The sequence below is a fragment of the Mycobacteroides sp. H003 genome (assembly GCF_001440135.1).
In the GTDB taxonomy this organism is placed as follows: Bacteria; Actinomycetota; Actinomycetes; order Mycobacteriales; family Mycobacteriaceae; genus Mycobacterium; species Mycobacterium gwanakae.
On record NZ_LJYL01000034.1, the window covers coordinates 376,504 to 402,556 of the forward strand.

Sequence of the window (26,053 nt, forward strand, 5' to 3'; positions counted from 1 at the left end):
CGCTCACAACACCGTCTGCACGATGTGTTCGACCAGTTGGCGAGCAGCAGCGCAACTATCGCCGCCCTTGCGGTACTGAACCCACCAGGTCAACGAACCGGTACCGGCCGGAACCGTCACCCCGCAGCCCCCGCCGGGGCCAGTGCTGGTGAACCCCTTGCGGCCGTTGATCGTAATGTCGGCGGTCTTCTGTCCCATCCCGTCGGCCGACGTGCGATCGCGGTCGACGTCACCGCCCTCGTAGTAGGCGTACAAGAGGTCGATGAGATTTCCCGCATCATCGGCTGCGACCCAATAGCACAGTGCCCCAAAGAAATTCTGGTAGACCTGGGCAGCCTTGACGGTCTCCACGATCGTCTTCTCATCGAGCGGACCACACTGGCCGTTGGCGAATCCGTAGGGGTCCAGCTTGTCGTTCTCGCCTCGCTCGTTGGAGTTCAGTGACTCTCCCGGAGCGACGGCGGAACCGTCGACGGTGCGCGCACACCCGGTGGGGCTGACGAGGAGCAGCGCCGCTGCGGCAAGCGCGCCGACAATCCGTTTCATTGCTTGCCTACCTTGCTGAGCAGTGAGTCCATCAGGGTCTCGACGGCCTTGCACGGGTCGTTTTTGACGTCTCCCGATTGCAGGGACCAATGCAGGAAATCGGGCCCGGATCCCGCGGACAGCTCACACAACCCGACATTGCTCACGCGGTAACCGGGATAGGACTTTGTGGTCACCGATTCCACCGTGTGTCCGAGGTTTCGCGCGACGGACGCCTCCTTCTGTGCCGAGCTGCCCCGATACCAGTACAGCGACAAAGACGTATCTCCGGTTCCGGGGCCGGTGGACCACCGGCAGCCAAGCAGGCTGTCCACATCGCGCTTGAGTGCTGGATTACCCACCGCTGCAGTGACTTCCGCATCGGTCATGCCACCGCAGTCGCCGAGTTTGAAACCCTTACCGGGCCCGTTGTTCACCTCGGGAACCGTGGTCACCTGCACATCGGGAGATCCGCCGTCGTCGTCACCCCCGGAGGACCGCGGCGAGCAGCCAGCCAGCACCACGGCGGCAACAACCAGGGCCGATACCGGAACCATCCGCACACTCACGGTGTCCACAGTACGTCCGTATCCCGTGGGTCTCCCTGAAGTCTGAGTGTGTCGGCGCTACTACTGCCCCGGGCTCAGACAGCTCAGACCCCGGCTCCATGGCGGCCGGCACCCGCGGCAAACCGGCCGGCTCCCTCCAGCGCCTCGGCCGCCACCCGCTCGATGCTGCCGAACTCGTTATCCAATGCCGCGTCCTCGGCCATCCCCCACTGCGCGATCGCCGAATCGCGGTCTGCTCGCACACATTGCTGGGGGAATGCCGCGATCTCCGCCGCCAACGCCTCGGCGGCAGCGCGGGCCTGCCCACGAGGTACCACGCGATTGGCCAGGCCGATGTCCAGCGCCTCTGGTGCGGCGACGGGACGCCCGGTGAGGATGAGGTCCATGGCACGCGAGTGCCCGATCAACCGCGGCAATCTGATCGTCCCGCCATCGATGAGCGGCACGCCCCAGCGCCTGCAGAACACCCCCAGGACGGCGTCCTCCTCGACCACCCGAAGGTCACACCACAACGCGAGCTCGATACCACCGGCGACGGCATGGCCCGATATCGCAGCGATCACCGGCTTGGACAGCCGCAGCCGTGACGGGCCCATCGGACCGGGGCCCTGCGGGTGCAGTTCATTTCCACGGTCGGTGCCCATAGCCTTGAGATCTGCTCCGGCACAGAATGTTCCGCCATCACCCCAGAGCACCGCCACGGACGCCTCCTGGTCGGCGTCGAACTCGGCGAACGCCGCGAGCAGCGCCGCGGCGGTCGGGCCGTCAACGGCATTACGAGCGTGAGGGCGGTTGAGAATGACCGTGGTCACCGGTCCTGCCTTCTCTACGCGAACAGCATTCTCACTCACAGGGAGGCCTCCTCCATCTCAGCATTGTCGCGCAGTGCCACCAGTTCATCCTTGAACTCCCGGTAACGGGAACGTATTTCGTCGGCCGGCCAGTCCGTCGGCAACAACTCATCCGGCAGCACCGGGTCGGCGAGCAGGTGCCGCACCATCGCCGCAGCCAGCACAAATCGCGCAGGAATTGCCTCGGCCCGATCCCACCACCGCAACAGGGACGTCGCATAGAGCGACCACCCGGGCAGATCCCACAGCTGAGCGGACAATGCTTCGGGGGTCGCGGTCCGGGTCTGCAACACCCAGACGTGGTCGGTCACCGACGGTGGCAGCTCGATGTCCAGATTATCCGGACGCAGCCACACTCCCTCGCGCAGTTCTCCGAAACGGGTTTGCCGCAACGTGGTTCGCAGGTCATTGCGGTCACGCGCATCACGCCCCACGCTGGTGATCACCAGCTGCGTCCAGTCTCCGTTCCAGGAGCGCCGGTGTGGATCGCAGGCCTCGTCCTGCCGCAGCTGACGGGCCTGCAGACGCTCGGCGAGCCGATATCCCGATTCGGTTCGCGCAAGATCTCCCGCAGCGACCATCCGGGTCAGCGCCACCCTTACAGTGGTATCACTGATTCCGAACAAGGTTGTCAGTGAACGTATTTCGCGCACAGACAGCTCCGCGGGGTGTGCGCCCAGCAGCAGGCTCAGGATGACCGAACGCGCGGTCATCGGGTGATGCTCGACCGGGTTAGTCATCGCTACAGATCGGTGGGCCTGCGGCCGTAATCACCGAAGGGCTCATCACGATGCCGGACCGCTTGCCGGTAACCGTTCGTCATGGCATCGAACGTGAACGCGTGGGCCTCCGCGGTGTGCCGGGATATGCCGTCGAAGACGGTGCCCACCATGGCGCTATTGGCAATGCCCTGGTTGATGAGCACCGAGTTGCATGCGAGCTTGACCATTATCAACTGGTTCAACGGCATCGCGGCGATCCGCGCCACCAATCGCTCGGTGCGCTCGTCCAGATCATCGGGCTCCGGCGCTTCGACCGCCAAACCCCACTCGTATGCCTGCTTACCCGATAGACAATCTCCGGTCAGCATAAGACGTTTCGCCCGCTGATCGCCGAGCTTGTGCGCCCACAGCCCGGTGGCCGGTACACCCCATACCCGGGTGGGCGGGTACCCGATCTTGGCATCGGCAGCGACGATCAACTGGTCGGCATGCAAGGCGATGTCGGTACCACCGGCCACGCAATACCCGTGCACCTTCACCACGGTCGGCTTGTTGGCGTACAACAGCGAGGAGAAGCCCCGGGTGAACCGGCTCATCATCTGGTAGTCGAGCATGGGGTCCCAGTTGATGTTCGGCAGGTGGTTGCGCAGCTGCACCTCACCATCTAGTGCGGTGCCTGAATACTGCGCCGTGCCTTCATCGTTCGCCTCAGCATAGGCACTGAGGTCGAAGCCACCGCAGAATCCGTCTCCCCTGCCCGACACCAGGATGACGTGAACCTGCGGATCCAGGTCGGCACGCTCCACCAGTGCCGCCAGTTCCAGTGGGGTCTCGGCGATGATGGCGTTGCCCTGTTCGGGCCGGTTGAAGGTAATGCGCGCGACGCGGTCGGCGACCTCGTAGGTCATCGTCTTGAGTGTGTCCACCGGCTAGCTACCCGACTTGACGGTCGCCCGCTCCAGGATGGGCGAAAGGTCCAGTCCGGTGGGGAGAGTGCCGAACGCACCACCCCAGTCACCAGCAAGCCGGGTCGCCAGGAATGCCTGTGCGACCGCCGGATGACCATGACGGACCAGCAGCGCCCCCTGCAGCGCGAGGCAGATGTCCTCGGCGACCTTGCGGGCACGGTAGGTAACCGAATCCAGATCACCGAGCTGCGAATGCAATCCGTTGATATGGCGGTCCAGCCGTTCGTCCTGGCCCTGGGCGAGCGCAAGCTCCTTGAACAGCACCTCGATGCACTCGGGCTTGGTGGCCATGGCGCGCAACGTGTCCAGGGCGCTGACGTTCCCCGAGCCTTCCCAGATTCCCATCAGCGGTGCTTCACGATAAAGACGCGGCAATCCTGAATCCTCGACATACCCATTGCCACCCAGACATTCCATCGCCTCACCGGCATGTGGGGTCGCCCGCTTACACACCCAATACTTGCTGGCGGCCAAGCCGATACGACGTAACAGGGACTCGGTCTCGTCGCCGCGCGTGGCGCGGTCCGTGGCACCCGCCATCCGCATCGCGACCATGGTGGCGGCCTCCGCTTCGATGGCGAGGTCCGCGAGCACGTTGCGCATGAGTGGCTGGTCGATGAGGTACTCACCAAAGGCCTTGCGATGCTGAGCATGGTGCATGGCCAGCGCCACACCGGTGCGCATGCTGGTGGCCGATCCCAGGGTGCAGTCCAGCCGCGTCATGTTCACCATCTCGATGATGGTCTTGACGCCCTTGCCTTCCTCACCGACGAGCCATGCCGTGGCGTCGTCGTACTCGACCTCCGAAGATGCGTTGGAATGGTTGCCGAGCTTGTCCTTCAAGCGCTGCAACCGCATCCGGTTACGGGTGCCGTCCGGCAGTATCCGCGGGAGGAAGAAACATGAGAGGCCGCCGGGCGCCTGGGCGAGCACCAGGAACACATCGCACATCGGCGCCGAGGTGAACCACTTGTGCCCCACCAACGTATAGCTGCCGTCGGCGTTCTGCGTGGCCGTGGTGGTGCCTGCGCGCACATCCGAGCCGCCCTGCTTCTCGGTCATGGACATACCCGCGGTCAGCCCTGCCTTGGTGGCGGGTACCGAAAGCACCGGGTCGTAGACACGACTGGACAGCAACGGCTCGTAGATGGCCGCCAGCTCGGGATTGGCACGCAGAGCCGGTATCACTGCGTAGGTCATCGAGATGGGACACATGTGGCCTGGATCGGCAGTCCATACGCCGGTCTTCGCGGCACGCACGACGTGAGCGCCCGGCCGGTCGTCTGCCCACGGTGCCCCATGTAGTCCGTGAGCGACTGCTTCCCGCATGAGCTCGTGATAGGCCGGGTCGAACTCGATGTCATCGACGCGATGACCCCAACGGTCGTGGGTGTGCAGCACCGGACGGTTCCGGTTCGCCAACTCGCCGGCGCGCTGCATGCGGTCGGTGCCGTTGAGCGCACCGACCTCGACAACCTCGTCGACACCCCACTGACCACCTTCGCGAATGAGGGCTTCCATCAGCACGGGACTGGTCGCGGCGTTGTAGTCGCGCAGGGCGGGGACCTGATTGGTGACGACATGCGTATCGGCCATGCGTCCAGTGTTACATTTCTACGACAACCGCACAAGATCTGTTCACATGCCATTCCGTGCGCCTCTCGTGCGCTAGAAAGAAAAGCGTGGAGAAGGTTGTCTTCGTGCTGCGCCAACCGCCCGACGCCGCCACCGATGAGTGGTCTGAGCAGCTACGCACGAACGTTGTGGACAAGATCCGGGCCACGGGCCCGCATGGCCTGACCATATGCGCACATGACGCCGCAGTGCGTGCCGCGAGCCTGCGTCTGGTAACCCTGGACCCGCCCTTCGCCGCCGCCGTCAGCGTGTGGGTTCAGCAGTCATATGGTCCGGCGATACGCGAGATCGAGGCAATCCTCGCCGCAGCATCGGCCAATACACACGGATATCTGGTGACGGAGTCGGTGCCGCTGCCAGCCCCCGAGCCCGAACCGGGATCGCGCTCAACGGGTTTCACCAACATCGCATTGCTGCGCAGGCCCGCCGACATGCCCTTCGACACCTGGCGTCAACAGTGGCAGGGCGTGCATACCCGCAACGCACTCGAGCTGCAGTCGACCATCGGCTATGAACAGAACCTGGTCGTACGCGCCGTCACCGCCGACGCACCCGCGATCTCAGCCATCGTCTTCGAGCAGTTCCCCGCGGCGGCCCTCACCGACCCACTGGCCTGGTACGGCGCCGCGGATCAACAGCAGCTGAGCCAACGCGCGATGGCCATGCTCGAGAGCGTCAAAGCCTTTGGAGCCCATACCAACATCGACACCGTGGCCACCAGTCGATACGACGTAATTCAACCGTTCTCGTGACACCTGTCGCGCCTCCGCCGACATCACACTCTTGACATACAACCAACTGGTTGTAGATTGGAAGCGTGACCGACTCGGATGAGGACAGGGCTGACGCCATGTTCCATGCACTCTCCGACCGCACCCGACGCGACATCCTGCGGCGAGTGTTGGCCGGCGAGCACTCGGTCTCTACGCTTGCGGCGAACTACGACATGAGTTTCGCCGCAGTGCAAAAGCACGTCGCCGTGCTGGAGAAGTCCGGGCTGCTGACAAAAAGGCGCAACGGCCGCGAACAGCTGGCCAGCGGCGATGTGGAAGCGGTTCGCTCGGTCGGCACCATGCTCACCGAGCTTGAGCAGTTCTGGCGCGGCAGGATCGCCCGCATCGACGAACTCATTGCATACCCAACATCGACGCTCGAGACACCAGGTAAGGACTGAATCATGCCCGTCACCAACGTCACTCACGATATCGATACCCTGACCATCACCATCGACGCGGAGTTCGAAGCGCCGATCAGCCGGATCTGGCAGATCTATGCCGACCCGCGTCAACTCGAAAAGGTATGGGGTCCACCAAGCTATCCGGCCACGTTCGTCGACCATGACTTCACGCCCGGCGGCCGGGTAAATTACTACATGACCGGACCGGATGGCGCACGGTATGCGGGCTGGTGGGAGCTCACGACCATCGATGAACCGAACAGCTTCGCGTTCAGGGATGGCTTCTCCGACGAAGATCTGAATCCGGTTGACAACATGCCGGTCTCGACGAACCTCTACACCTTCGCCGAAAAGGACGGCCGCACCCTGGCGACCTACGTCAGCACGTTTGAGACTGCCGAGGCACTGCAACAGGTACTGGACATGGGCGTCATCGAAGGTGCGTCGTCGGCGATCAACCAGATCGACGACCTCATCGGTTCGTAAGCGCCATGGTGCACTACCGCGACCCCGGCACCATCACCTTCGAGGCGACGATCGAGCAGCCCGAGGGCCCCGGCGCCTACGTCGTGTTCCCGTTCTCCGCTGTCGACACCTTCGGAGTCAAGGCCAGGGTGCCGGTGCACGCCGTGTTCGACGCCTCGGTGACCTACACGGGATCGCTGGCACCATATGGCGGCAGGCACCTACTCGGGGTCCGCAAGGACATTCAGAAACAGCTGGGCAAGGGGCCCGGGGACACAGTGCGCGTCGAGGTCAGACTCGATACCGACCGCGCTTAGGCGTCTTGTTTCTCACGCTGGGCCGGCTCACCGTGGTGCACGAAGTACCCGAGCACCACGATCGCGAACCACACCAGGCCCACCAGGATCGCGGTACGGCCATCCTCCGTGAAGAACAGCAGCACCACGACCAGCGCAAGGAAGGCCAGCGCCAAGATGTTCGTCACCGGCGCCCCCGGCAGCCGGTAATCCGAAGCAGGCAGCTCGCCGGCCGCGACCCGCTTCCGGTAAATCAAGTGGGACACCAGGATCGAGCCCCACACGAAAATGATGCCGATGGTCGATACCGACGTGATGTAGGCGAACGCCTTGTCCGGTGACAGCCAGTTCACGAATACGCCAATGCCCATGGCCAGCGCGGAAAAGCAGATGGCCAACATCGGGACGTGCCGTGAGCTCAGCGACTGCAGACCCACTGGGGCATCGCCACGTTGCGCCAGGCTGCGCACCATCCGGCCCGTGGAGTAGATGCCCGAGTTGCACGAGGACAGGGCGGCCGTCAGCAAGATGAAGTTCACGATGTTCGCCGCCTGCGGAATGTTCAGGTACTCGAACACCGCGACGAAGGGGCTCTCGCCCTTGTGGTAGTTCCGCCAGCCCTGAATCGACAGGATGACGATCAGCGCACCCACGTAGAAGAGCCCGATGCGGAACGGCAGGGTGTTAATCGCCTTGCGCAGGGTGACTTTCGGGTTCTCGGCCTCCCCCGCCGTCACACCCACGAGCTCAACACCGACATAGGCGAACACAACGATCTGCAAGCTCAGCAGCGCCTGGCTGAATCCGGTCGGGAAGAACCCGCCGTCGTTCCACAGATTGGCGACGGTGGGGCCCGACTCCGGCCCGAGGCCCGCAATGGGAAGCAGCACACCGATACCGATGATGATCATGCCGACGATCGCCGTCACCTTGATCATCGAGAACCAGAACTCGGCCTCGCCGAAGATCTTCACCGATATCAGGTTGGCCGCGAACAGGATCAGCAGAACAGCCAGGGCGGTGACCCACTGCGGAATGCCGGGCCACCACCGCTGGATGTAGACCCCGGCGACGGTAATCTCCGCCATACAGGTGGTGGCCCACACCGCCCAGTACGTCCAACCGTTGGCGAATCCGGCGAAACGCCCCATGAATTCTTCGGCGTACTCGGAGATGCTGCCCGACACCGGCCGATAGACCAGCAGTTCACCGAGTGCCCGCATGATCACGAAGATGGCCAGACCTGCCACCAGGTACGCCAGGATGAGCGCCGGACCGGCCTTCTCTATGGCACCGCCGGCGCCATAGAACAGGCCGGTGCCGATCGCACCGCCGATTGCGATCATCTGCACCGTGCGTGCGGATAGGCCACGTGAGTAACCGGCGTCGGGCGTCTCGGATTCGGAATTGGCAACGGTCATCGGAACATCATTGCGTGAGCAGACACTTATTGCACGGGAAACCCGGACACACCGTCCACAACTCGGGTGGAATTGCGTGGCCTGGCTAGGTATTTACGCGCTGAGCCGACTTCTCTTACGTACATAGGCTTCTGGCATGCTCAACCCACAGTTCATTGGACGCGTGGCATTGCCGATATTCGCCGCGGTACTTCCGTTCAATTCGAACGGCCCGGGGCTCGCGGTCAGTCGGTCCTGGGCGTTCTTTTGGATAAGCCTGGCGGCACTCACCGCGGTGCAGGGCTTCTTCTACAACGGAGCTCCGCCATCAGTGCCCGGCAGCCGGGCCGATCATCGCGATCGACGCGTTCCTCGAATGGCTCATCGCACCCGTGGTTCTCGTCGCCGTGGCCGGGGGTGCCTTGCGGCGCACGTGGATCGCCGCGAGGCGAAAGGGAAAGGCCCCCGGGGCGTAACCCGGGGGCCTTTCTCCTGCTTGCGATCTAGCGGTAGTCGCTGTATCCGTAGTCGTCCAGCGGCACCGCAGCACCGGTGTTGGAACCGAAGTCGGGGCTGTAGTACTGATCCTCGTACGACGGGATCGTGTACGCGGCGGCCCGCGCCTCTTCGGTCGGTTGCACCGAGATGTTGCGGTAACGGTTGATACCGGTACCAGCCGGGATCAACTTACCGATGATGACGTTCTCCTTCAGACCATTCAGTCTGTCGCTGCGGCAATTGATGGCCGCATCGGTCAGCACGCGAGTGGTCTCCTGGAAGGACGCCGCCGACAGCCACGAGTCGGTGGCCAGCGATGCCTTGGTGATACCCATCAGCACCGGACGGCCGGCCGCGGGCTCGTTGCCCTCGGCCACCACGCGACGGTTCGCGGTCTCGAACTCGCCACGCTCGGTGAGCGAGCCGGGCAGGAATTCCGTTGCGCCCGAGTCGATGATCGTCACGCGACGCAGCATCTGGCGCACGATGACCTCGATGTGCTTGTCGTGGATCGACACACCCTGGCTGCGGTACACCTCCTGGACCTCGTTGACCAGGTGCACCTGCACCTGACGCGGGCCCATGACACGGAGCACCTCGTGCGGATCGGCCGCACCCTCCATGAGCTGCTGTCCGACCTCGACGTGGTCGCCATCGGCCAGCGGACGCTCCGAACCGTCCTCGTGCTTGAAGACGCGCAGGCGCTGACGCTTGGAGAGCTTGTCGTAGACAACTTCCTCGCCACCGTCATCCGGGATGATGGTGATCTTGTAGAAGCGCTCGCCCTCTTCCAGGCGAACCCGTCCGGTGACATCGGCAATTGGCGCCTTGCCCTTGGGAACTCGCGCCTCGAACAGCTCGGTGACACGCGGCAGACCACCGGTGATGTCGTCACCGACGCCACCCTGGTGGAAGGTACGCATGGTCAGCTGGGTACCGGGCTCACCGATGGACTGTGCGGCCACGATGCCCGCCGCCTCACCGATGTCGACGAGCTTGCCGGTTGCCATCGAGCGGCCGTAGCACATCGCGCAGACCCCGGTACCGGTGGTGCAGGTGAGCACCGACCGCACCTTGACCGTGGTGACGCCAGCGGCAAGAAGCTTCTCGATCGCCGGGTCACCCAGGTCGTGTCCACGCTCCACCAGCACGTTGCCATCGGCATCCACCGCGTCTGCGGCCAGAGTCCGTGCGTACGCGGAGGTTTCGATGTGCGCGTCTCGGATCAGCGTGCCGTCGTCCTGCTTCTCGGCGATGGTCACGTTGATACCACGCTCGGTACCGCAGTCGTGCTCGCGGACGATGACGTCCTGCGAGACGTCCACCAGACGACGGGTCAGGTAACCCGAGTCAGCGGTGCGAAGCGCGGTGTCCGCCAGACCCTTACGGGCGCCGTGCGTGTTGATGAAGTACTCCAGAACGGTCAGGCCCTCACGGAACGAGGACTTGATCGGCCGTGGGATGTACTCACCCTTCGGGTTGGTCACCAGACCCTTCATGCCCGCCAGGTTGCGCACCTGGGTCATGTTGCCGGTCGCGCCGGACTTGGGCAGCAAGGTGATCGGGTTGTCGGCCGGGTAGTGCTCCTCCAGCGCCTTACCGACCTCGTCGGTGGCTTCCTGCCAGATCTTGACCAGCGCGTCGCGACGCTCCTGGTTGTTCAAAGCACCACGCTGGTACTGCTTTTCGATCCGCTCCGCTTCCTTCTCGTAGCGGTCCAGGATCTCCGCCTTCTGCGGCGGCACCAGCACGTCGGCCATCGAGACCGTGACACCCGAACGCGTGGCCCAGTGGAAACCGGCGTCCTTGAGCTTGTCGACGGTCTGCGCAACCACGATCATCGGGAACCGCTCGGCGAGGTCGTTGATGATCGCCGACTGCACCTTCTTGTGCATCTGCTTGTTCACGAACGGGTACCCGTGGGGCAGCAGTTCGTTGAACAGCACGCGGCCCAGCGTGGTCTCGGCGACCCAGGCATCGCCTGGCTGCCAACCGTTTTCGAACAGCTCGGCCTCAACCTCGGCCGGCGGACGCTGCTGCGTCAGCCGCACCCGGATCGGTGCACGCACGCTCAGCGCGCCACGATCCAGGGCCATGATGGCCTCGGCGGGCGAGCTGTAAACACCGGTCTCCGGCTGGTCCTTGGCGGCCGGGGCATGCGCACCGGTATCGCCGGGGACCTCGGTGGTCAGGAAGTACAGACCGGTCACCATGTCCAGACGCGGCATGGCCAGCGGGCGGCCCGACGCGGGCGACAGGATGTTGTTCGAGGACAGCATCAGGATGCGAGCCTCGGCCTGCGCCTCCGCCGACAGCGGCAGGTGCACGGCCATCTGGTCACCGTCGAAGTCGGCGTTGAACGCCTCACACACCAGCGGGTGCAGCTGAATTGCCTTGCCTTCCACCAGCTGCGGCTCGAAGGCCTGGATACCCAGGCGGTGCAGCGTTGGTGCACGGTTCAGCAGCACCGGGTGCTCGGCGATGACCTCTTCGAGGACATCCCACACCTGAGCGCGCTGACGCTCCACCATGCGCTTGGCGCTCTTGATGTTCTGCGCGTGGTTCAGGTCGACCAGACGCTTCATCACGAACGGCTTGAACAGCTCCAGAGCCATCAGCTTGGGCAGACCGCACTGGTGCAGCTTGAGCTGCGGGCCGACCACGATGACCGAACGGCCCGAGTAGTCAACGCGCTTACCGAGCAGGTTCTGGCGGAACCGGCCCTGCTTACCCTTGAGCAGATCCGACAGCGACTTCAGCGGACGGTTACCCGGTCCGGTGACCGGACGTCCACGACGGCCATTGTCGAACAGCGCATCCACGGACTCCTGCAGCATCCGCTTCTCGTTGTTGACGATGATCTCGGGCGCACCCAGATCGATCAGTCGCTTGAGGCGGTTGTTGCGGTTGATCACGCGGCGGTACAGGTCGTTCAGGTCAGAGGTCGCGAAACGGCCACCGTCGAGCTGAACCATCGGACGCAGCTCCGGCGGGATCACCGGTACCGCGTCGAGCACCATGCCACCGGGGCTGTTGGTGGAGTTCTGGAACGCAGCCACCACCTTCAGGCGCTTGAGGGCACGAAGCTTCTTCTGCCCCTTGCCACTGCGGATGGTCTCGCGCAGGTTCTCGGCCTCGGCATCGAGATCGAAGGTCTGAATGAGCTTCTGCACGGCCTCGGCACCCATGGCACCGGTGAAGTACTCGCCGTAACGGTCCACCAGCTCGCGGTAGAGCACCTCGTCCACGATCAGCTGCTTGGGAGCCAGCTTGGTGAAGGTGGTCCAGATCTCGTCGAGCCGGTCCAGCTCACGCTGGGACCGATCGCGCAGCTGGCGCATCTCGCGCTCGCCGCCGTCACGCACCTTGCGGCGCACATCGGACTTGGCACCCTCGGCCTCGAGCTCGGCCAGGTCGGCCTCGAGCTTCTGGGCGCGGGCCTCCAGGTCGGCGTCGCGCTGATCGGCGACAGCCTTCTTCTCGACCTCCATCTCGGCCTCAAGCGTCGAGAGCTCGTTGTGACGCAGCTCGTCGTCGACGGCGGTGATGACGTAAGCGGCGAAGTAGATGATCTTTTCCAGATCCTTCGGCGCCAGGTCGAGCAGGTATCCGAGACGCGACGGAACACCCTTGAAGTACCAGATGTGCGTGACCGGGGCGGCCAGTTCGATGTGGCCCATCCGCTCACGGCGCACCTTGGCGCGAGTCACCTCGACGCCGCAGCGCTCACAGATGATGCCCTTGAAGCGCACGCGCTTGTACTTGCCGCAGTAGCACTCCCAGTCGCGAGTAGGTCCGAAGATCTTCTCGCAGAACAGGCCGTCCTTCTCGGGCTTGAGCGTGCGGTAGTTGATGGTCTCCGGCTTCTTGACTTCGCCGAAGGACCAGTTACGGATGTCATCCGCCGACGCGAGGCCGATACGGAGTTCATCGAAGAAGTTGACGTCCAGCACGTAAACTCCCTTTCCCCTTGCGGGATAGAAATCGGTTAGGCGAAGTCCTCAATGGACGCAGATTCGTTGCGGGACAAGTTGATTCCCAGGTTCGCGGCAGCGCGCTCCAGGTCCTCGTCGTCGCCGTCGCGCATTTCGATGGCAGCGCCGTCCTTGGACAGCACCTCCACGTTCAGGCACAGCGACTGGAGTTCCTTGAGCAGAACCTTGAACGACTCCGGGATACCCGGCTCGGGGATGTTCTCGCCCTTGACGATCGCCTCGTAGACCTTCACGCGACCGACGGTGTCGTCGGACTTGATGGTCAACAGCTCCTGCAGCGTGTATGCCGCACCGTAGGCCTGCATGGCCCAGCACTCCATCTCACCGAATCGCTGACCACCGAACTGCGCCTTACCACCGAGCGGCTGCTGGGTGATCATCGAGTACGGCCCGGTCGAACGCGCGTGAATCTTGTCGTCGACCAAGTGGTGCAGCTTCAGGATGTACATGTAGCCGACGGTCACCGGGTACGGGAACGGCTCACCGCTACGGCCGTCGAACAGCCGTGCCTTGCCGTCACCGTCCACCATGACCTCGCCGTCCCGGTTGGGCAACGTCGAGGACAGCAGTCCGGTCAGCTCCTCCTCGCGGGCGCCGTCGAACACCGGGGTGGCCGTGCGGGTGTCGGCCGGGGCCGACTGCAGATCCTCGGGGAGGTTCTGCGCCCATTCGGGGTTGCCCTCGATGTTCCAGCCGGTCTTGGCCACCCACCCCAGGTGGGTCTCCAGGATCTGGCCGATGTTCATACGACGCGGCACACCGTGGGTGTTCAGGATGATGTCCACCGGGGTGCCATCGGGCAGGAACGGCATGTCCTCGACGGGCAGGATCTTGCCGATGACGCCCTTGTTGCCGTGGCGTCCGGCCAGCTTGTCACCGTCGGAGATCTTGCGCTTCTGCGCGACGTACACGCGAACGAGCTCGTTCACGCCGGCGGGCAGGTCGTCGTCGTCATCACGCGAGAAGACGCGGATGCCGATGACCTTTCCGGACTCACCGTGCGGCACCTTGAGGGAGGTGTCGCGAACCTCGCGGGCCTTCTCACCGAAGATGGCACGCAGCAGGCGCTCCTCGGGCGTCAGCTCGGTTTCACCCTTCGGGGTGACCTTGCCGACGAGGATGTCGCCGTCGCGGACCTCGGCGCCGATGCGAACGATGCCGCGCTCGTCGAGATCTGCCAGCACCTCATCGGAGACGTTCGGGATGTCCCGGGTGATCTCCTCAGCGCCCAGCTTGGTGTCGCGCGCATCGATTTCGTGCTCTTCGATGTGAATCGAGGTGAGCACGTCCTCTTCCACCAGACGGTTGGACAGGATGATGGCGTCCTCGTAGTTGTGGCCTTCCCACGGCATGACAGCCACGAGCAGGTTCTTACCGAGGGCCATTTCGCCGTTCTCGGTGCAAGGACCGTCGGCGATGACCTGACCGACCTCGACCCGCTGGCCTTCGTCCACGATGGGCTTCTGGTTGGCGCAGGTGCCGTGGTTGGAACGGGCGAACTTGCGCAACCGGTAGCTCTGACGGGTGCCGTCGTCGGCCATCACGGTGACGTAGTCGGCGGACACCTCTTCGATGACACCGGCCTTCTCCGCGACGACGACGTCGCCGGCGTCGATGGCGGCACGCAGCTCCATACCGGTACCGACCAGCGGGGCCTCGCTGCGCACCAGCGGAACCGCCTGGCGCTGCATGTTGGCACCCATGAGGGCACGGTTGGCGTCGTCGTGCTCGAGGAACGGGATCATGGCGGTCGCGACCGACACCATTTGGCGCGGCGAGACGTCCATGTAGTCCACCTCGGTCGCCGAGACGAACTCGACCTCGCCACCCTTACGGCGGACCAGGATCTTGTCCTCGGTGAAGCGGCCGTCGGCATCCACAGGCGAGTTGGCCTGTGCCACGACGTGGCGGTCCTCTTCGTCGGCGGTCAGGTAGTGGATCTCGTCGGTGACGACACCCTCGGACACCTTGCGGTACGGCGTCTCGATGAAGCCGAACGGGTTGACCCGCGCGTACACCGACAGCGAACCGATCAGGCCGATGTTCGGGCCTTCCGGGGTCTCGATCGGGCACATGCGGCCGTAGTGCGAGGGGTGCACGTCGCGGACCTCAAGGCCGGCGCGGTCACGGGTCAGACCACCGGGGCCCAGCGCCGAAAGACGACGCTTGTGGGTCAGACCCGACAGCGGGTTGTTCTGGTCCATGAACTGCGACAGCTGGCTGGTTCCGAAGAACTCCTTGATCGCCGCCACGACGGGACGGATGTTGATCAGGGTCTGCGGGGTGATCGCCTCGACGTCCTGAGTGGTCATGCGCTCACGCACGACGCGCTCCATACGCGACAGGCCGACCCGGATCTGGTTCTGGATCAGCTCGCCGACGGTACGCAGACGACGGTTACCGAAGTGGTCGATGTCGTCGACCTCGACCGGGACCTCGAGGCCGCCGGGGGCGGTCATCGTGGTCTGGCCCTCGTGCAGACGCACCAGGTACTCGATGGTGGCGACGACGTCTTCCTCGGTGAGCGTGGTGGCAGTCACCAGGGCCGGGTTGGCACCGCCAAGACCCAGCTTCTTGTTCACCTTGTACCGGCCCACGCGGGCCAGGTCGTAACGCTTCTCCTTGAAGAACAGGTTCTCCAGCAGCGCCTGCGCGGACTCCTTGGTCGGCGGCTCGCCCGGACGCAGCTTGCGGTAGATGTCCAGCAGGGCCTCGTCGGGACCGGCGATGTTGTCCTTCTCCAGGGTCCCCATCATGATCTCGGAGAACCCGAAACGCTCGACGATCTGCTCATTGGTCCAGCCGAGTGCCTTCAGCAGCACGGTGACGGGCTGACGACGCTTGCGATCGATGCGCACACCCACGGTGTCGCGCTTGTCGACATCGAACTCGAGCCATGCACCACGGCCGGGGATGACCTTGACGCTGTGCAGGGTCTTCTCGGTCGACTTGTCGATGTTCTCGTCGAAGTAGACGCCGGGCGAACGGACGAGCTGCGACACGACCACGCGCTCGGTGCCGTTGATGATGAAGGTGCCCATGTCGGTCATCATCGGGAAGTCACCCATGAAGACCGTCTGGCTCTTGATCTCGCCGGTGTTGTTGTTGATGAACTCGGCCGTGACGAACAGCGGAGCCGCGTACGTCATGTCCTTGTCTTTGCACTCGTCGACGGGTGCCTTGACCTCGTCGAAGCGCGGGTCGCTGAAGGACAGCGACATCGAGCCCGAGAAGTCCTCGATCGGCGAAAGCTCCGTGAGGATCTCCTCAAGGCCGCCGGTCGGGTTCACCTCACCGCGAGCAGTCGCAACCTCACGCCAGCGGGGTGAGCCAACCAGCCATTCAAAGGACTCCGTCTGCACATCCAGCAGGCCGGGAACCGCGAGCGGTTCACGCAGCTTGGCGAAGGAAAGTCGGCTGGGCGCCCCAGGTACGGAGTTAGTAGTTGCGTTATCGGTCTTAGTCTGGCGAGAGACTGCCAAGATCGGTCCTCCAGTGTTGCCGCGCATCTGCGATGTTTTGCGCAAGCAACGACCGAACACACACCCGATCGATCACAACACGAATGAACACCGTCGTGGCGAGGGAAGGTGGGCAGGAGGCAGCCAGCGCAACGTCTAACAATAGCGTACTATCGCGCAGCCTTCAACTGCCCGGTCAATTACGCGGATCAGTGCTGGCTGGCGGCCTCACTGCATTCGCATACGTCCGTGCTGCCAAACAGAGTGACTCGTCGCACGCCGCCCGTCAAGAGATAGCGCCAGTATTTTCGGCGTTTCTTTCTCCGCAACGCCGAGCGCATACCGGGCGCAGGCAAATGACCGTGATGACCTGCATGCGGTATGCCCTCGGCAACGACGTCGGTGTCACGTGGGCGGCCTGCCTCGCACCACCACGATGTGGCCGTCGCGGTCTCCCCCGCTCAACGGCGCACTCACTCGATCAACCCGGCCATTCGCCGGGTTGCTACTACCCGCGTACGGGCGGGATCTGGCCCGTGGGAGCGTCGTCGTCGCTCGTGTCGATGGCCTGGGTGGACGGCTCGGCGTGCGGCGGCGCCAGCGTGGCGGTGGTGACACCGGTGGGCTCGTCACCGAAGTCGTGCACACGAAACTGGTGGGTGCCGGCGAAGCTGTCCTGGATCGCGGCCTGCGCGTTGGGCGGCAGCTGGTGCATGATCTCGCGCACCCGGGCCTGGCGACGCCCGACCGCGGCCCGCTCGGGCATACCCGGCGTGGCCTGGATCTGAGGCGGCACGCCTTCGATCTCCTCGACACCACCGTCATGGTGTCCGGCATCGAGGTGCGCCTGCTCCTCGGCCATGGTGGCCTCGTCCTTCTCCTCGGACATACCGATCGGACCGATACGGCGGCCGTTCAGGAACTGCTTGATCACCGGCTCATCGCTGGTCAACAGCACCTCACGGGGGCCGAACATGACGAGCTGACGGCGGTACAGCATGCCCATGTTGTCCGGCACCGTACGGGCGATGTTGATGTTGTGCGTCACGATCAGGATGGTGGCGTCGATCTGCGCATTGATGTCGATGAGCAGCTGGCTCAGGTAGGCGGTACGCACCGGGTCCAGCCCGGAGTCCGGCTCGTCACAGAGGATGATCTGCGGGTCCAGCACCAGCGAGCGGGCCAGGCCGGCACGCTTGCGCATACCGCCGGAGATCTCGCCGGGGAACTTGGTCTCGTGGCCGGTAAGACCCACCACGTCAAGCTTCTGCATGACGATGTCGCGGATCTCGGATTCCTTCTTCTTGGTGTGCTCACGCAAGGGGAAGGCGGTGTTGTCGTACAGGTTCATCGAGCCGAACAGCGCGCCGTCCTGGAACATCACGCCGAACAGCTTGCGGATCTCGTAGAGCTCCTTGGAGGAGCACTCCATGATGTTGGTGCCGTCGATGTAGATGGCGCCCTGCTCGGGGCGCAGCAGACCGATCAGCGACTTCAGGAAGACCGACTTACCGGTACCGGAGGGCCCCAGCAGCACGCTGACCTCACCCGGCGGCAGGGACAAGGTGACGTTCTCCCAGATTCGTTGTGAACCAAAGGACTTGGTCAAACCCTCAACGGAGACTTCTGCACCCACCAGGCGATCCTTCCGCAACACGCACACTTCACCACCAACCCGGCCAGGCTGTGGTTCGGATCACTTTAGCGTATGCCCAGGAGCTGCATCGCGTTTGTGTCCATACGAGTCCGTCGACTGGCTAACTGTGATAACCAGCCACTACGCGTTTAGTACGCGCTGCGCCTGGATCACGCGCGAGTCCGTCCTCGAGGCCTTGCCGACTACGTGTCCGCGGACTCCCTGTCCGCCACGCCATGGCGCCGACGCTCCACGATGAGCAGCGCCCCGGCCAGCAGGGCGATGAGCACGACGATCAGACCGACGATATCGGCGAAGACGCTTGGATGGGTGAGGCCGTATCCGGTCAGCAGATCGATCTCCGCACGCTGCCGAACGAACTCACCGAGAACGGCCCCCAGCGCGGATGCCGTGACGGCCAAGCCTCCGACCACGGTCAGTTGCACCGGCGAGACCCCGTGGAAGACCGCGTGGAAGAGGTAGACGGCCAGCGTCGCGATACCGGCCCCCGACAGCAGCAGGCCCAGCACCAATCCTCCCTCGGTGGTCGCGGACCGCAGTTCGATCACGATCGCCACCACTCCGGCCACCAGCAGCGCCACGCCCAGGGCCGCGACGAGGGTGCGCTTGCCCGTATCGATGAGATATCCGGCAGCCGGTGCCAAGACCAGTCCGGAGGCAAAGAGTGCGAACGCCGGCGTATCCGAAGGCGCCTGCTCACGATCGAGCGACCACCACATCGCCGCGTGGTCGAAGTCGGCGAACCGCACCAGGAACGTGAGCACGGTGATCGCCAGCAGTGCTGCCAGCACCACCGGCCGGGTGAGCACCTCGGCCGCAATCAAGGCCGCCGAGCCGCGGCGGCGGGTCTGCGCGAAGAGCGCACCGAAGGCTGCCAACGCGATGATCGCGAGGATTACCGCGCGCACCGGCGACGCCTCGTCGATCAGCAGCCAGGCCAGCGCGGACACCCCGACCAGCCACAGCAGGGCGCCGACGAGGTCAAAGGTGTCGAAGGTACCGACGAACTCACGGTGCGGCTGGGTGAGCACCACGATCAGCACCACGACGGTTGCCGCAAGAATTCCGTAGGTGATCGGGCGCCAGTTCTGCGGCGAGTTGATGTCCAGGACCTCGCCCGCCAGCATCGCCACCGGGTACATCGCCACCCAGAAGCCCAGAGACAGACCTCGGCCCTTTCTGGGGGTCGAATGCAGGACGATCAGCATGGACGCCACCATGGTCAGACCCGCACCCAGTGCCGAAACCAGCATCACCCAGGCGAGTAGCGTCGCCGACCCCGGTATCAACGATCCGGCTGTCGACAGCCCAAGGATCACCAGGCCCGCAGCCAGGAAGGTCGTCGGGCGAATGTGATTGCCCAGCCGGGCGAACACAAGCAATGTCACCACTGCCACGACGTCACCCGCGACGGTCGCCCACTCGATCGTGCCGAGGGCATCGTCACCCCGGTCTACTCCCCACACCGCCGCCAGACCGTGGTCCAGCATGGTCAGCCGCGCTACGAGTAGTGCGGCGCAAGCGATAAAGACGTGCCGAACGGCCAGATTCATGTCACCTTCATTCTCTCGTCCCCATCACTCTATGAGCCCCAGCCACATTCGTCCTGCGATAGCCGTTATCGCAAGGGCTACCTACGGGCTGGCGGTGCCGGTTCTGCGCTTGCCGCGCGCCCATCGAATCGCCCGGAAGGTCAACCAGCCGAGCGCGACCATGAGCACCAGCACCACGACAAACGCGAGAATCGGCAGTGCCAGGGCAAGGATGGTCAAGACCAGCGAGGTGCCGTCCTCGGCGGTCGAGACCAGTGGATTCCCCACGCCCGCAGTGGTGCCGGTGACGAAGGGGCGTGCGACTGTCCGGCTGGCGTGGACGCTGCCGGCGGTGATGGCCCCGAGTATCGCGGCCACCGCGGGTGGCAGGTGTGAGGAAAGGCTTGTCTCGGCGGTGAACAAAATGGCCCCCGACGCCGGCGCGATGAAGGTGCCGACCGCATGCAGGACCGAGTCCAGGGCCGGAATCTTGTCGCCTATGAGATCGAGCACAAAGATCACCGCGAGGACGATGAGCGCCGGGGTGGAGGACAGCCAGCCGTATGACGGGCCGAGTTCGATCCACCCGAGCCTGTCAGCGGCGCCGACCGCGAGCAGCGGCAACCAGGCATTCAGCCCGGCAGCACCCGAGAGCCCGAATGCCCCGAGGATGGCACTGATGGCCGAGGTGATCTCCATGTCACGAGTGTGACGCCGTCACGCGGTTTCAGGTGCGATTTCCCGGCGCCGTCACGCTCGTGTGTCGAGTTCGACAACCAGTGGCGTCCCACCCTCGAACCAGGCGCGATGCAATTCGACAATCTTGCGGCGCGATGGCAACCCCTTGCGGTGAAACACATTCTCGAGGTAGTCGAAGGGGTGTACGACACCACAGAATCGCTCGTGAGCCGCCTCGTACGCCGGATCGCCGGGCGCTATAACCCGAGCGGCTCCGGTGTACGTCCCGTCGGTGAGCCGCAGACTCACCGACGGGTTGACCTGAATGTTCTTGACCCACAGGGTGTGCCGGCCGGTAATCGCAGCCAAGTAGGCCCTGTTCCCGTCGCGAATCGCTTTGACATAGGTAACGCGTGGGCTCCCTGACTTTCGCCCGATGGTGGTCAGGACGCCCACGCCGCGCGGTACTCGGATCGCGAACCATGGCCGGTGCAACGCATGGAGCGCGCCGGCGAACCGACGGCGCTCAGCCAGCGGTGCCTTGGTCGTGTCCAGCCCCGGCCTTCGCTCGAAGACGTACCGCCCGTCCGTGTAACGCAACGATTCCGGCAGCGGACCGTTCATGATCTCAGCGGGGAGCCCAGTTGCCGTGGAAGCCTGCCGGAACACGCTGCGGCAGGTCCACCGTCGCCGCGAGTTCCAGCGTCTGTGCGTCCAGGACCACGAACTTGCCCTGCGACGTCCCGGCGCTCAGACCAAACCCGACGAGCACACCGTCGTCCTCAGCGGTTCCCGACGGATTCGGCACAAACGACATCTCACCTAACGCAAGAGAATCAAGGGTGGTCCGGATGTCGGTACCCGTCTGGTAATCGAACTTGACCAGGCTGCCGTCTACCTTGCCGTCGGACTCGAATGCCCCCGCGATGCAGGGCAGGTACCCGTAGCGGTGCTTCTTTCCGGTCAGCTCCTCGTTGATGCGGGGGAACTCGAGGTGGCGATCATCTCGGCGTTCCATGGTGACGGTGCCCTTGGTCAGGTTGATGACCCAACGGTCCAGCAGCCCACGCGCATCACTGGGGCCGAGTACATCGGCGGAGAACATGGAGTCGTAGCGGACCAAATCGATCACCACAACTTCCTGACCGTCACGTATCTCGGAGTACCCGTTGAGCGGGTGGAAGACGTAGCACGGCTCGATCTCGAACCAGCGCACGTCCGCATTGCCGCCCTCACGCGGCATCACACCAATTCTGGCCGGGTACTTGGGATTCCACGAGTAGGGAATGGAGGGAGACTTACCGGACAGTTGACTTGCCCTGGCTGCGATCGGACCCGGGATCTTGATCTTGCCGATCAGGGATTGCATGACCAGCTGGGCGGGCTTACGCAGAATCGGCGGCATCGGTACCGACTTGGTGATCATCGCGGTATCGAGGGTGACCGGCAGGTCGTAGAAGACGACGTACTTCTCGGTGAGCGTGAAGTCGTGCATCATCGGGGAACCCTGGACCTTGACGTCGACCGTACGGCGGGCCCGTCCCGAGGTGTCGATAACCGAGTATTGAACGGTGTTGCCGCGAGCGAAAGAGTATGACACTGCATGCATTTCGCCGGTGTCGGGATCGATCTTCGGGTGCGCGGTGTAGCCACCGTGCAGAGTCCCCTGGAAGTCACAGGGCCCCACCGTGTCGAGCTCGTCGTTGAGCTCGTAGTTGGCGATACCACCCTCCACCAACGCCAGCGTGCGGCCCGCATGACTGAGCGCATTGGTGTTGGGCCCGATCAACGATGTGCCGGCCGAGCTGCCGGTAGCGATCGTCGGCTCACCGAGGGCCTTGCGTACCGCGGCGGTACGCACCCAGCGGTTGCGATACCACTGCGCCTTCCCATCCCGGAGCGACAGGCCGTGCACCATCGCATCGCCGCTGAACAGGTGATAGGTCGCGGGGTCCACCTCGGCGGCGGGATTGGGGCCGTTGCGCAGGTAGCGCCCGTCCAGATAGTCCGGAATGGTCCCCTCGACCAACAGGTCGGTACTGGTCACTTCCTGCTGAACCGGTTCCCAGACTCCGGTCAGATACACACTCTCGGTGGCGGTGGGCTGGACTGTGGCGGTCATCGTGTCCTCCAGGGCTGACTGGCTGGCATAACATCGTTATTACGCCGTTATGGTGAACGTACTCCCGTTGTGCGAACATGGCAAGACAATGAGCTCATCTATTCCGCGTAACAGTCAGGGAAACGACCGGGCCGTCGCCCGTAACCCCCGGGTCGATCTCGTCGCAGCGGCCGTTCAGCTTCTGAACGAACAGGGGCCCGATGCACTGCAGACCCGGAAGATCGCCGCGGCCGCCGGCACCTCCACCATGGCGGTCTACACCTACTTCGGCGGCATGCGCGAGCTCATCGCGGAGGTGGCCGAGGAAGGGCTGCGTCAGTTCTCCGGCGCGCAGGCTGACGTACCCCAGACCGACGATCCCATCGCCGATTTCATGGTGACGGGCATGGTCTACCGCCAGTTCGCCATCGACCACCCCCACATGTATCGGCTGATGTTCGGTGTCACCAGCGCGCACGGCATCAACGCGCCCAGCCGGAACATGTTCAACACCGTGCACCTGACACCGCAGCACGCCAGCGCGACGCAGCTCTATCGCAGCGTGCAACGTTCAATGGCCGCAGGCCGGATCGTCGGCTCCCCCGACGATGCCGCGAAGGTCGCCGCGACCGCCGCCAAATTCTGGACCGTCATGCACGGGTTCGTCATGCTGGAGCTGGCCGGGTTCTGGGGCGAGAACGGTGAAGCCGTTGGCCCTGTGCTGGGCTCCATGACCACGGATCTGCTTGTCGCGCTGGGCGACTCCCCCGAACGGGTGAACAGCTCGGCCGCTGCCGCCGCCACCCGGATTGCCGCACTGATCTAGAGGGGCGCCCAGGACACCTCATCCGGTTCCCTCTCGGGCGTCGGGATTGCGGACGGCGCCGGAAACGACGCCGCGGTGTCCCGCAGCGCGGCCACGGTGCGGACGGCCCTTGCCGCTGGAGCGCGCATATCCCAGGCCAGACGCGCCAGCAGCTGCCTGCGCCGGTCGTCATCGGTGCGCACCGTCGTTCGTGGTGCGGGTGCGGGCGCCTCCGGCGCACGTCGACGCCGGACACGAACCACCATCAGGAGCAGCAACAGAGCGCCCAGGGCGATCAGCAGGTAGACGGCCACACCCCGAGTGTGCGGGCTGAAAACGAAACCGGCCCCTGGAAGTCCGAAGACTCCCAGGGGCCGGGATCCGAAACGTACTGCGAACTACTTGACGGTGATCGTCGCGCCGGCGGCCTCGAGCTTGGCCTTGGCGTCCTCGGCGGCCTCTTTGGCAACCTTCTCGAGCAGCGGCTTGGGGGCGCTGTCGACCAGGTCCTTGGCTTCCTTCAGGCCCAGGCCGGAGACGATCTCGCGCACAACCTTGATAACGCCGATCTTCTTGTCGCCGGCGCTCTCCAGGATGACGTCGAACTCGCTCTGCTCTTCGGCAGCCTCGGCGGCCGGGGCAGCGCCACCGACGGCGGCGACGGCGACCGGAGCGGCAGCGGTGACCTCGAAGACCTCTTCGAAGGTCTTGACGAACTCGGACAGCTCAAGCAGCGTCAGCTCCTTGAAAGCATCGATCAGTTCCTCGGTGCTCAGCTTTGCCATGATGTTGGTTCCTTCCTTGATTTACAACAGGTTTGGTTGGTACTGGCGTATGAAGGGGCGCTTTACGCGGCCTCTTCGCTGGCCTTCTTTTCCTGCAGGGCGGCGGCCAGGCGTGCAACCTGGGACGCCGGGGCGTTGAACAGCCCGGCGGCCTTGGCCAGGTTGCCCTTCATCGCGCCGGCCAGCTTGGCCAGCAGCACCTCGCGCGATTCCAGATCGGCGATGCGCTCAACCTCGGCAACTGACAAGGCGCGGCCATCCATGTAGCCGCCCTTGATGATCAGGGCCTTGTTGTCTTTCGCGAAGGTCTTGATGGCCTTCGCAGCGTCCACGGGCTCGCCCTTGATGAACGCGATTGCCGTTGGGCCGGTGAACAGTTCGTCCAGGCCCTCCACGCCAGCTTCCGAAGCCGCACGCTTGACCAGCGTGTTCTTGGCGACGGAGTAGGTGGCGGAAGCTCCGAGAGAGCGACGCAGGGTGGCCAGAGCGGACACCGACAGGCCGCGGTACTCGGTGATCACGGTCGCAGTCGAATCCTTGAACTGCTCGGTGATCTCGGCAACGGCGGTGACCTTTTCAGTCTTGGCCATGTATTGCCTCCTCATCTCGTTTCGGTCGCTGCACCTAAGACAAGACGGTCCAAGATCGAGAAGGCGTCTCAAATGACGAACGCCCCGACGCAGACAGGTCGGGGCGTAAAAATCCGCGGACTTTTGGTCCGCGGGTTTAACCTCGTCCTCCTGCGTGGGCCGCCAGGACGAGTCCTGGACCTTCAACCTCATAAGAGGTGACCGACGGTCTTCGGTGGAGCTGGCCCAGATTACCGCAGATGAGGGCGATCATCCAAAACGGCGTGGTATCCAGGAATGGTGCCGCTGTCCTCCGAAGTGCCCACCCGAACAGGCGTCGCACGTAACGGCGATATCGAGCTCTTCTACGAAGACCTGGGGAACCCCGCCGATCCGGCGGTGATCCTGGTGATGGGAGTCGCGGCGCAGCTCCCGATGTGGCCGGACGGATTCTGCCGGCAGCTCCTCGACCGTGGCTATCGGGTCATCCGTTTCGACAATCGCGACTGCGGGCTGTCGACGAAACTCGATGGCCACAAAGCGCCGGGATCGGTTCAGCGCCGGGTCGTGCGCTATGCCTTCGGCCTGGGCAGCGAGGTGCCGTACACCCTGATCGACATGGCCGAGGACGTCCGCACCCTCGTCGACCACCTTGAACTGGACACGGTGCATATCGCGGGCGCGTCGATGGGCGGCATGATCGTGCAGGTCTTCGCGGGCACTTACCCCGAGCGCGTCAATTCCGTCGGCATCATCTATTCGGCGACCGGCCGGCCGTTCTCCCGACTGCCGTCCTGGGAACTGATCAAAACGGCCATGACCGCCCCCGGTAAGAACGCGACCGCCGAGGAATGGCTCGAGTTCGAGGTGAACAACGGCATCGTCTACAACGGGCCCGACAACCTGCCCTCCCGCGAGGAGCTGCGGCAGCGCATCCTCGCCCACAGGGCCCGCAGTGACTACAAGGTGGGCACCGTGCGTCAATTCGACGCCATTTTGGGTACCGGCAGCCTGCTGCGGTTCACACGGGCCATCACCGCTCCGACGGTGGTCATCCATGGCCGAAACGACCCACTGGTGCCGTATCAGAACGGCCGGGTGGTGGCCAAGAACATCAGGAACTCACGATTCGCGCTCATCGAAGGCATGGGCCACGATCTGCCTGAGCCGGTGTGGGAGCCGGTGACCTCAGAGTTGTTGGCAACTTTTGACCGGGGCGCCTCCCGCTCGCGGGGGACCGCGTGCAGGACTGACTAGGGCTGCACGGCCATGATGCGGCACACTTGCATTTCATGACTGCCCAAGAGCGTTCCGGCCGGAACGTAGGTGAAGGCCGTGGACGTCAGGTTGCGCCGCTCGGGCGC

The 26,053-nt window shown here is 64.3% G+C and carries 23 protein-coding genes and 1 pseudogene; 7 read left to right on the plus strand and 17 right to left on the minus strand.

The features are described 5' to 3' along the window. Positions 1-3: 3 nt before the first annotated feature. The 6 genes from AOT87_RS21945 to AOT87_RS21970 all read right to left on the minus strand — a co-directional run bounded on the left by AOT87_RS21945 (position 4) and on the right by AOT87_RS21970 (position 5,231). Complete coding sequence (locus tag AOT87_RS21945) at positions 4-546, minus strand: DUF3558 domain-containing protein (protein WP_057967447.1); 543 nt, start codon at positions 544-546, stop codon at positions 4-6. Further along, positions 543-1,103 carry a DUF3558 family protein gene (locus tag AOT87_RS21950; protein ID WP_046254683.1) on the minus strand — a complete coding sequence of 187 codons (561 nt, stop codon included), beginning with the start codon at positions 1,101-1,103 and terminating at the stop codon, positions 543-545. Before AOT87_RS21950 ends, AOT87_RS21945 begins: the two co-directional genes overlap by 4 nt. 74 nt (positions 1,104-1,177) lie before the next feature. After that, positions 1,178-1,945 (minus strand): crotonase/enoyl-CoA hydratase family protein, encoded by a 768-nt coding sequence (locus AOT87_RS21955; RefSeq protein WP_057967446.1) that lies wholly within the window; start codon positions 1,943-1,945, stop codon positions 1,178-1,180. After that, positions 1,942-2,685: a PaaX family transcriptional regulator C-terminal domain-containing protein gene (locus AOT87_RS21960; protein WP_057967445.1), complete on the minus strand. Its 744-nt coding sequence runs from the start codon at positions 2,683-2,685 to the stop codon at positions 1,942-1,944. The genes AOT87_RS21955 and AOT87_RS21960 overlap by 4 nt, the downstream gene beginning before the upstream one ends. A 2-nt stretch (positions 2,686-2,687) precedes the next feature. Beyond that, on the minus strand, positions 2,688-3,575 hold the full coding sequence (locus AOT87_RS21965; RefSeq protein ID WP_057967514.1) for a crotonase/enoyl-CoA hydratase family protein: 888 nt from the start codon (positions 3,573-3,575) through the stop codon (positions 2,688-2,690). 21 nt (positions 3,576-3,596) lie between these two features. Continuing rightward, a complete protein-coding gene (locus AOT87_RS21970) occupies positions 3,597-5,231 on the minus strand; it encodes an acyl-CoA dehydrogenase family protein (protein WP_057967444.1) in 1,635 nt (544 codons plus the stop codon). 86 nt (positions 5,232-5,317) lie between these two features. Here AOT87_RS21970 and AOT87_RS21975 point away from each other — a divergent pair, with 86 nt between their 5' ends. From AOT87_RS21975 to AOT87_RS21990, 4 genes are all read left to right on the plus strand, one after another. After that, positions 5,318-6,022 (plus strand): hypothetical protein, encoded by a 705-nt coding sequence (locus AOT87_RS21975; RefSeq protein WP_057967443.1) that lies wholly within the window; start codon positions 5,318-5,320, stop codon positions 6,020-6,022. A 65-nt stretch (positions 6,023-6,087) separates the two neighbouring features. After that, complete coding sequence (locus AOT87_RS21980) at positions 6,088-6,444, plus strand: metalloregulator ArsR/SmtB family transcription factor (RefSeq protein WP_057967442.1); 357 nt, start codon at positions 6,088-6,090, stop codon at positions 6,442-6,444. A gap of 3 nt (positions 6,445-6,447) precedes the next feature. Then, positions 6,448-6,933: an SRPBCC domain-containing protein gene (locus AOT87_RS21985; protein WP_030096653.1), complete on the plus strand. Its 486-nt coding sequence runs from the start codon at positions 6,448-6,450 to the stop codon at positions 6,931-6,933. Positions 6,934-6,938: 5 nt separating this feature from the next. Next, positions 6,939-7,229, plus strand: coding sequence for a DUF1905 domain-containing protein (locus tag AOT87_RS21990; protein WP_057967441.1), 291 nt, complete (start codon positions 6,939-6,941; stop codon positions 7,227-7,229). Here AOT87_RS21990 and AOT87_RS21995 read toward each other — a convergent pair. Then, complete coding sequence (locus tag AOT87_RS21995) at positions 7,226-8,629, minus strand: amino acid permease (protein WP_046254691.1); 1,404 nt, start codon at positions 8,627-8,629, stop codon at positions 7,226-7,228. The genes AOT87_RS21990 and AOT87_RS21995 overlap by 4 nt on opposite strands. Before the next feature lie 136 nt (positions 8,630-8,765). Here AOT87_RS21995 and AOT87_RS29625 point away from each other — a divergent pair. Next, positions 8,766-9,084 (plus strand): annotated as a pseudogene (locus tag AOT87_RS29625) (hypothetical protein). A 27-nt stretch (positions 9,085-9,111) separates the two neighbouring features. Here the strand turns inward: AOT87_RS29625 and AOT87_RS22000 are convergent. From AOT87_RS22000 to AOT87_RS22030, 7 genes are all read right to left on the minus strand, one after another. Next, a complete protein-coding gene (locus tag AOT87_RS22000; protein WP_030096649.1) occupies positions 9,112-13,059 on the minus strand; it encodes a DNA-directed RNA polymerase subunit beta' in 3,948 nt (1,315 codons plus the stop codon). 35 nt (positions 13,060-13,094) lie between these two features. Then, positions 13,095-16,610: a DNA-directed RNA polymerase subunit beta gene (locus tag AOT87_RS22005; RefSeq protein ID WP_109394871.1), complete on the minus strand. Its 3,516-nt coding sequence runs from the start codon at positions 16,608-16,610 to the stop codon at positions 13,095-13,097. A gap of 460 nt (positions 16,611-17,070) precedes the next feature. After that, positions 17,071-18,198, minus strand: coding sequence for an ATP-binding cassette domain-containing protein (locus tag AOT87_RS22010; RefSeq protein ID WP_057967513.1), 1,128 nt, complete (start codon positions 18,196-18,198; stop codon positions 17,071-17,073). Positions 18,199-18,401: 203 nt separating this feature from the next. After that, a complete protein-coding gene (locus AOT87_RS22015; RefSeq protein ID WP_057967440.1) occupies positions 18,402-19,772 on the minus strand; it encodes an MFS transporter in 1,371 nt (456 codons plus the stop codon). Between the two features lie 81 nt (positions 19,773-19,853). Then, positions 19,854-20,450, minus strand: a complete 597-nt coding sequence (locus AOT87_RS22020; protein ID WP_030096645.1) for a DUF4126 domain-containing protein — start codon at positions 20,448-20,450, stop codon at positions 19,854-19,856. A 51-nt stretch (positions 20,451-20,501) separates the two neighbouring features. Further along, positions 20,502-21,053 (minus strand): nitroreductase family deazaflavin-dependent oxidoreductase, encoded by a 552-nt coding sequence (locus tag AOT87_RS22025; protein ID WP_057967439.1) that lies wholly within the window; start codon positions 21,051-21,053, stop codon positions 20,502-20,504. Positions 21,054-21,057: 4 nt separating this feature from the next. Then, the gene (locus tag AOT87_RS22030; RefSeq protein ID WP_057967438.1) at positions 21,058-22,551 is read right to left on the minus strand and encodes a carotenoid oxygenase family protein; all 1,494 of its coding nucleotides are present in this window, start codon (positions 22,549-22,551) and stop codon (positions 21,058-21,060) included. A 49-nt stretch (positions 22,552-22,600) separates the two neighbouring features. Here AOT87_RS22030 and AOT87_RS22035 point away from each other — a divergent pair, with 49 nt between their 5' ends. Then, positions 22,601-23,356 (plus strand): TetR/AcrR family transcriptional regulator, encoded by a 756-nt coding sequence (locus tag AOT87_RS22035; RefSeq protein ID WP_081343052.1) that lies wholly within the window; start codon positions 22,601-22,603, stop codon positions 23,354-23,356. Here AOT87_RS22035 and AOT87_RS22040 read toward each other — a convergent pair. The 3 genes from AOT87_RS22040 to rplJ all read right to left on the minus strand — a co-directional run bounded on the left by AOT87_RS22040 (position 23,353) and on the right by rplJ (position 24,710). Continuing rightward, complete coding sequence (locus tag AOT87_RS22040; protein ID WP_057967437.1) at positions 23,353-23,649, minus strand: hypothetical protein; 297 nt, start codon at positions 23,647-23,649, stop codon at positions 23,353-23,355. The genes AOT87_RS22035 and AOT87_RS22040 overlap by 4 nt on opposite strands. Before the next feature lie 84 nt (positions 23,650-23,733). Continuing rightward, positions 23,734-24,120 carry a 50S ribosomal protein L7/L12 gene (gene rplL, locus AOT87_RS22045; protein WP_057964799.1) on the minus strand — a complete coding sequence of 129 codons (387 nt, stop codon included), beginning with the start codon at positions 24,118-24,120 and terminating at the stop codon, positions 23,734-23,736. A 62-nt stretch (positions 24,121-24,182) separates the two neighbouring features. Beyond that, positions 24,183-24,710 carry a 50S ribosomal protein L10 gene (gene rplJ, locus AOT87_RS22050; protein WP_030096639.1) on the minus strand — a complete coding sequence of 176 codons (528 nt, stop codon included), beginning with the start codon at positions 24,708-24,710 and terminating at the stop codon, positions 24,183-24,185. Between the two features lie 276 nt (positions 24,711-24,986). Here rplJ and AOT87_RS22055 point away from each other — a divergent pair, with 276 nt between their 5' ends. Next, a complete protein-coding gene (locus AOT87_RS22055; protein WP_057967436.1) occupies positions 24,987-25,946 on the plus strand; it encodes an alpha/beta hydrolase in 960 nt (319 codons plus the stop codon). Positions 25,947-26,053 lie beyond the last annotated feature (107 nt).

Coding starts and splice junctions, on each gene's coding strand:
- AOT87_RS21985 (WP_030096653.1), top strand. CDS start 6,448: ATGCCCGTCACCAACGTCACTCACGATATCGATACCCTGACCATCACC.
- AOT87_RS22025 (WP_057967439.1), bottom strand. CDS start 21,053: ATGAACGGTCCGCTGCCGGAATCGTTGCGTTACACGGACGGGCGGTAC.
- AOT87_RS21970 (WP_057967444.1), bottom strand. CDS start 5,231: ATGGCCGATACGCATGTCGTCACCAATCAGGTCCCCGCCCTGCGCGAC.
- AOT87_RS22015 (WP_057967440.1), bottom strand. CDS start 19,772: ATGAATCTGGCCGTTCGGCACGTCTTTATCGCTTGCGCCGCACTACTC.
- AOT87_RS22030 (WP_057967438.1), bottom strand. CDS start 22,551: ATGACCGCCACAGTCCAGCCCACCGCCACCGAGAGTGTGTATCTGACC.
- rplJ (WP_030096639.1), bottom strand. CDS start 24,710: ATGGCCAAGACTGAAAAGGTCACCGCCGTTGCCGAGATCACCGAGCAG.
- rplL (WP_057964799.1), bottom strand. CDS start 24,120: ATGGCAAAGCTGAGCACCGAGGAACTGATCGATGCTTTCAAGGAGCTG.
- AOT87_RS22020 (WP_030096645.1), bottom strand. CDS start 20,450: ATGGAGATCACCTCGGCCATCAGTGCCATCCTCGGGGCATTCGGGCTC.
- AOT87_RS21995 (WP_046254691.1), bottom strand. CDS start 8,629: ATGACCGTTGCCAATTCCGAATCCGAGACGCCCGACGCCGGTTACTCA.
- AOT87_RS21965 (WP_057967514.1), bottom strand. CDS start 3,575: ATGACCTACGAGGTCGCCGACCGCGTCGCGCGCATTACCTTCAACCGG.
- AOT87_RS22035 (WP_081343052.1), top strand. CDS start 22,601: ATGGTGAACGTACTCCCGTTGTGCGAACATGGCAAGACAATGAGCTCA.
- AOT87_RS22055 (WP_057967436.1), top strand. CDS start 24,987: ATGGTGCCGCTGTCCTCCGAAGTGCCCACCCGAACAGGCGTCGCACGT.
- AOT87_RS21945 (WP_057967447.1), bottom strand. CDS start 546: ATGAAACGGATTGTCGGCGCGCTTGCCGCAGCGGCGCTGCTCCTCGTC.
- AOT87_RS21990 (WP_057967441.1), top strand. CDS start 6,939: ATGGTGCACTACCGCGACCCCGGCACCATCACCTTCGAGGCGACGATC.
- AOT87_RS22005 (WP_109394871.1), bottom strand. CDS start 16,610: ATGCGCGGCAACACTGGAGGACCGATCTTGGCAGTCTCTCGCCAGACT.
- AOT87_RS21960 (WP_057967445.1), bottom strand. CDS start 2,685: ATGACTAACCCGGTCGAGCATCACCCGATGACCGCGCGTTCGGTCATC.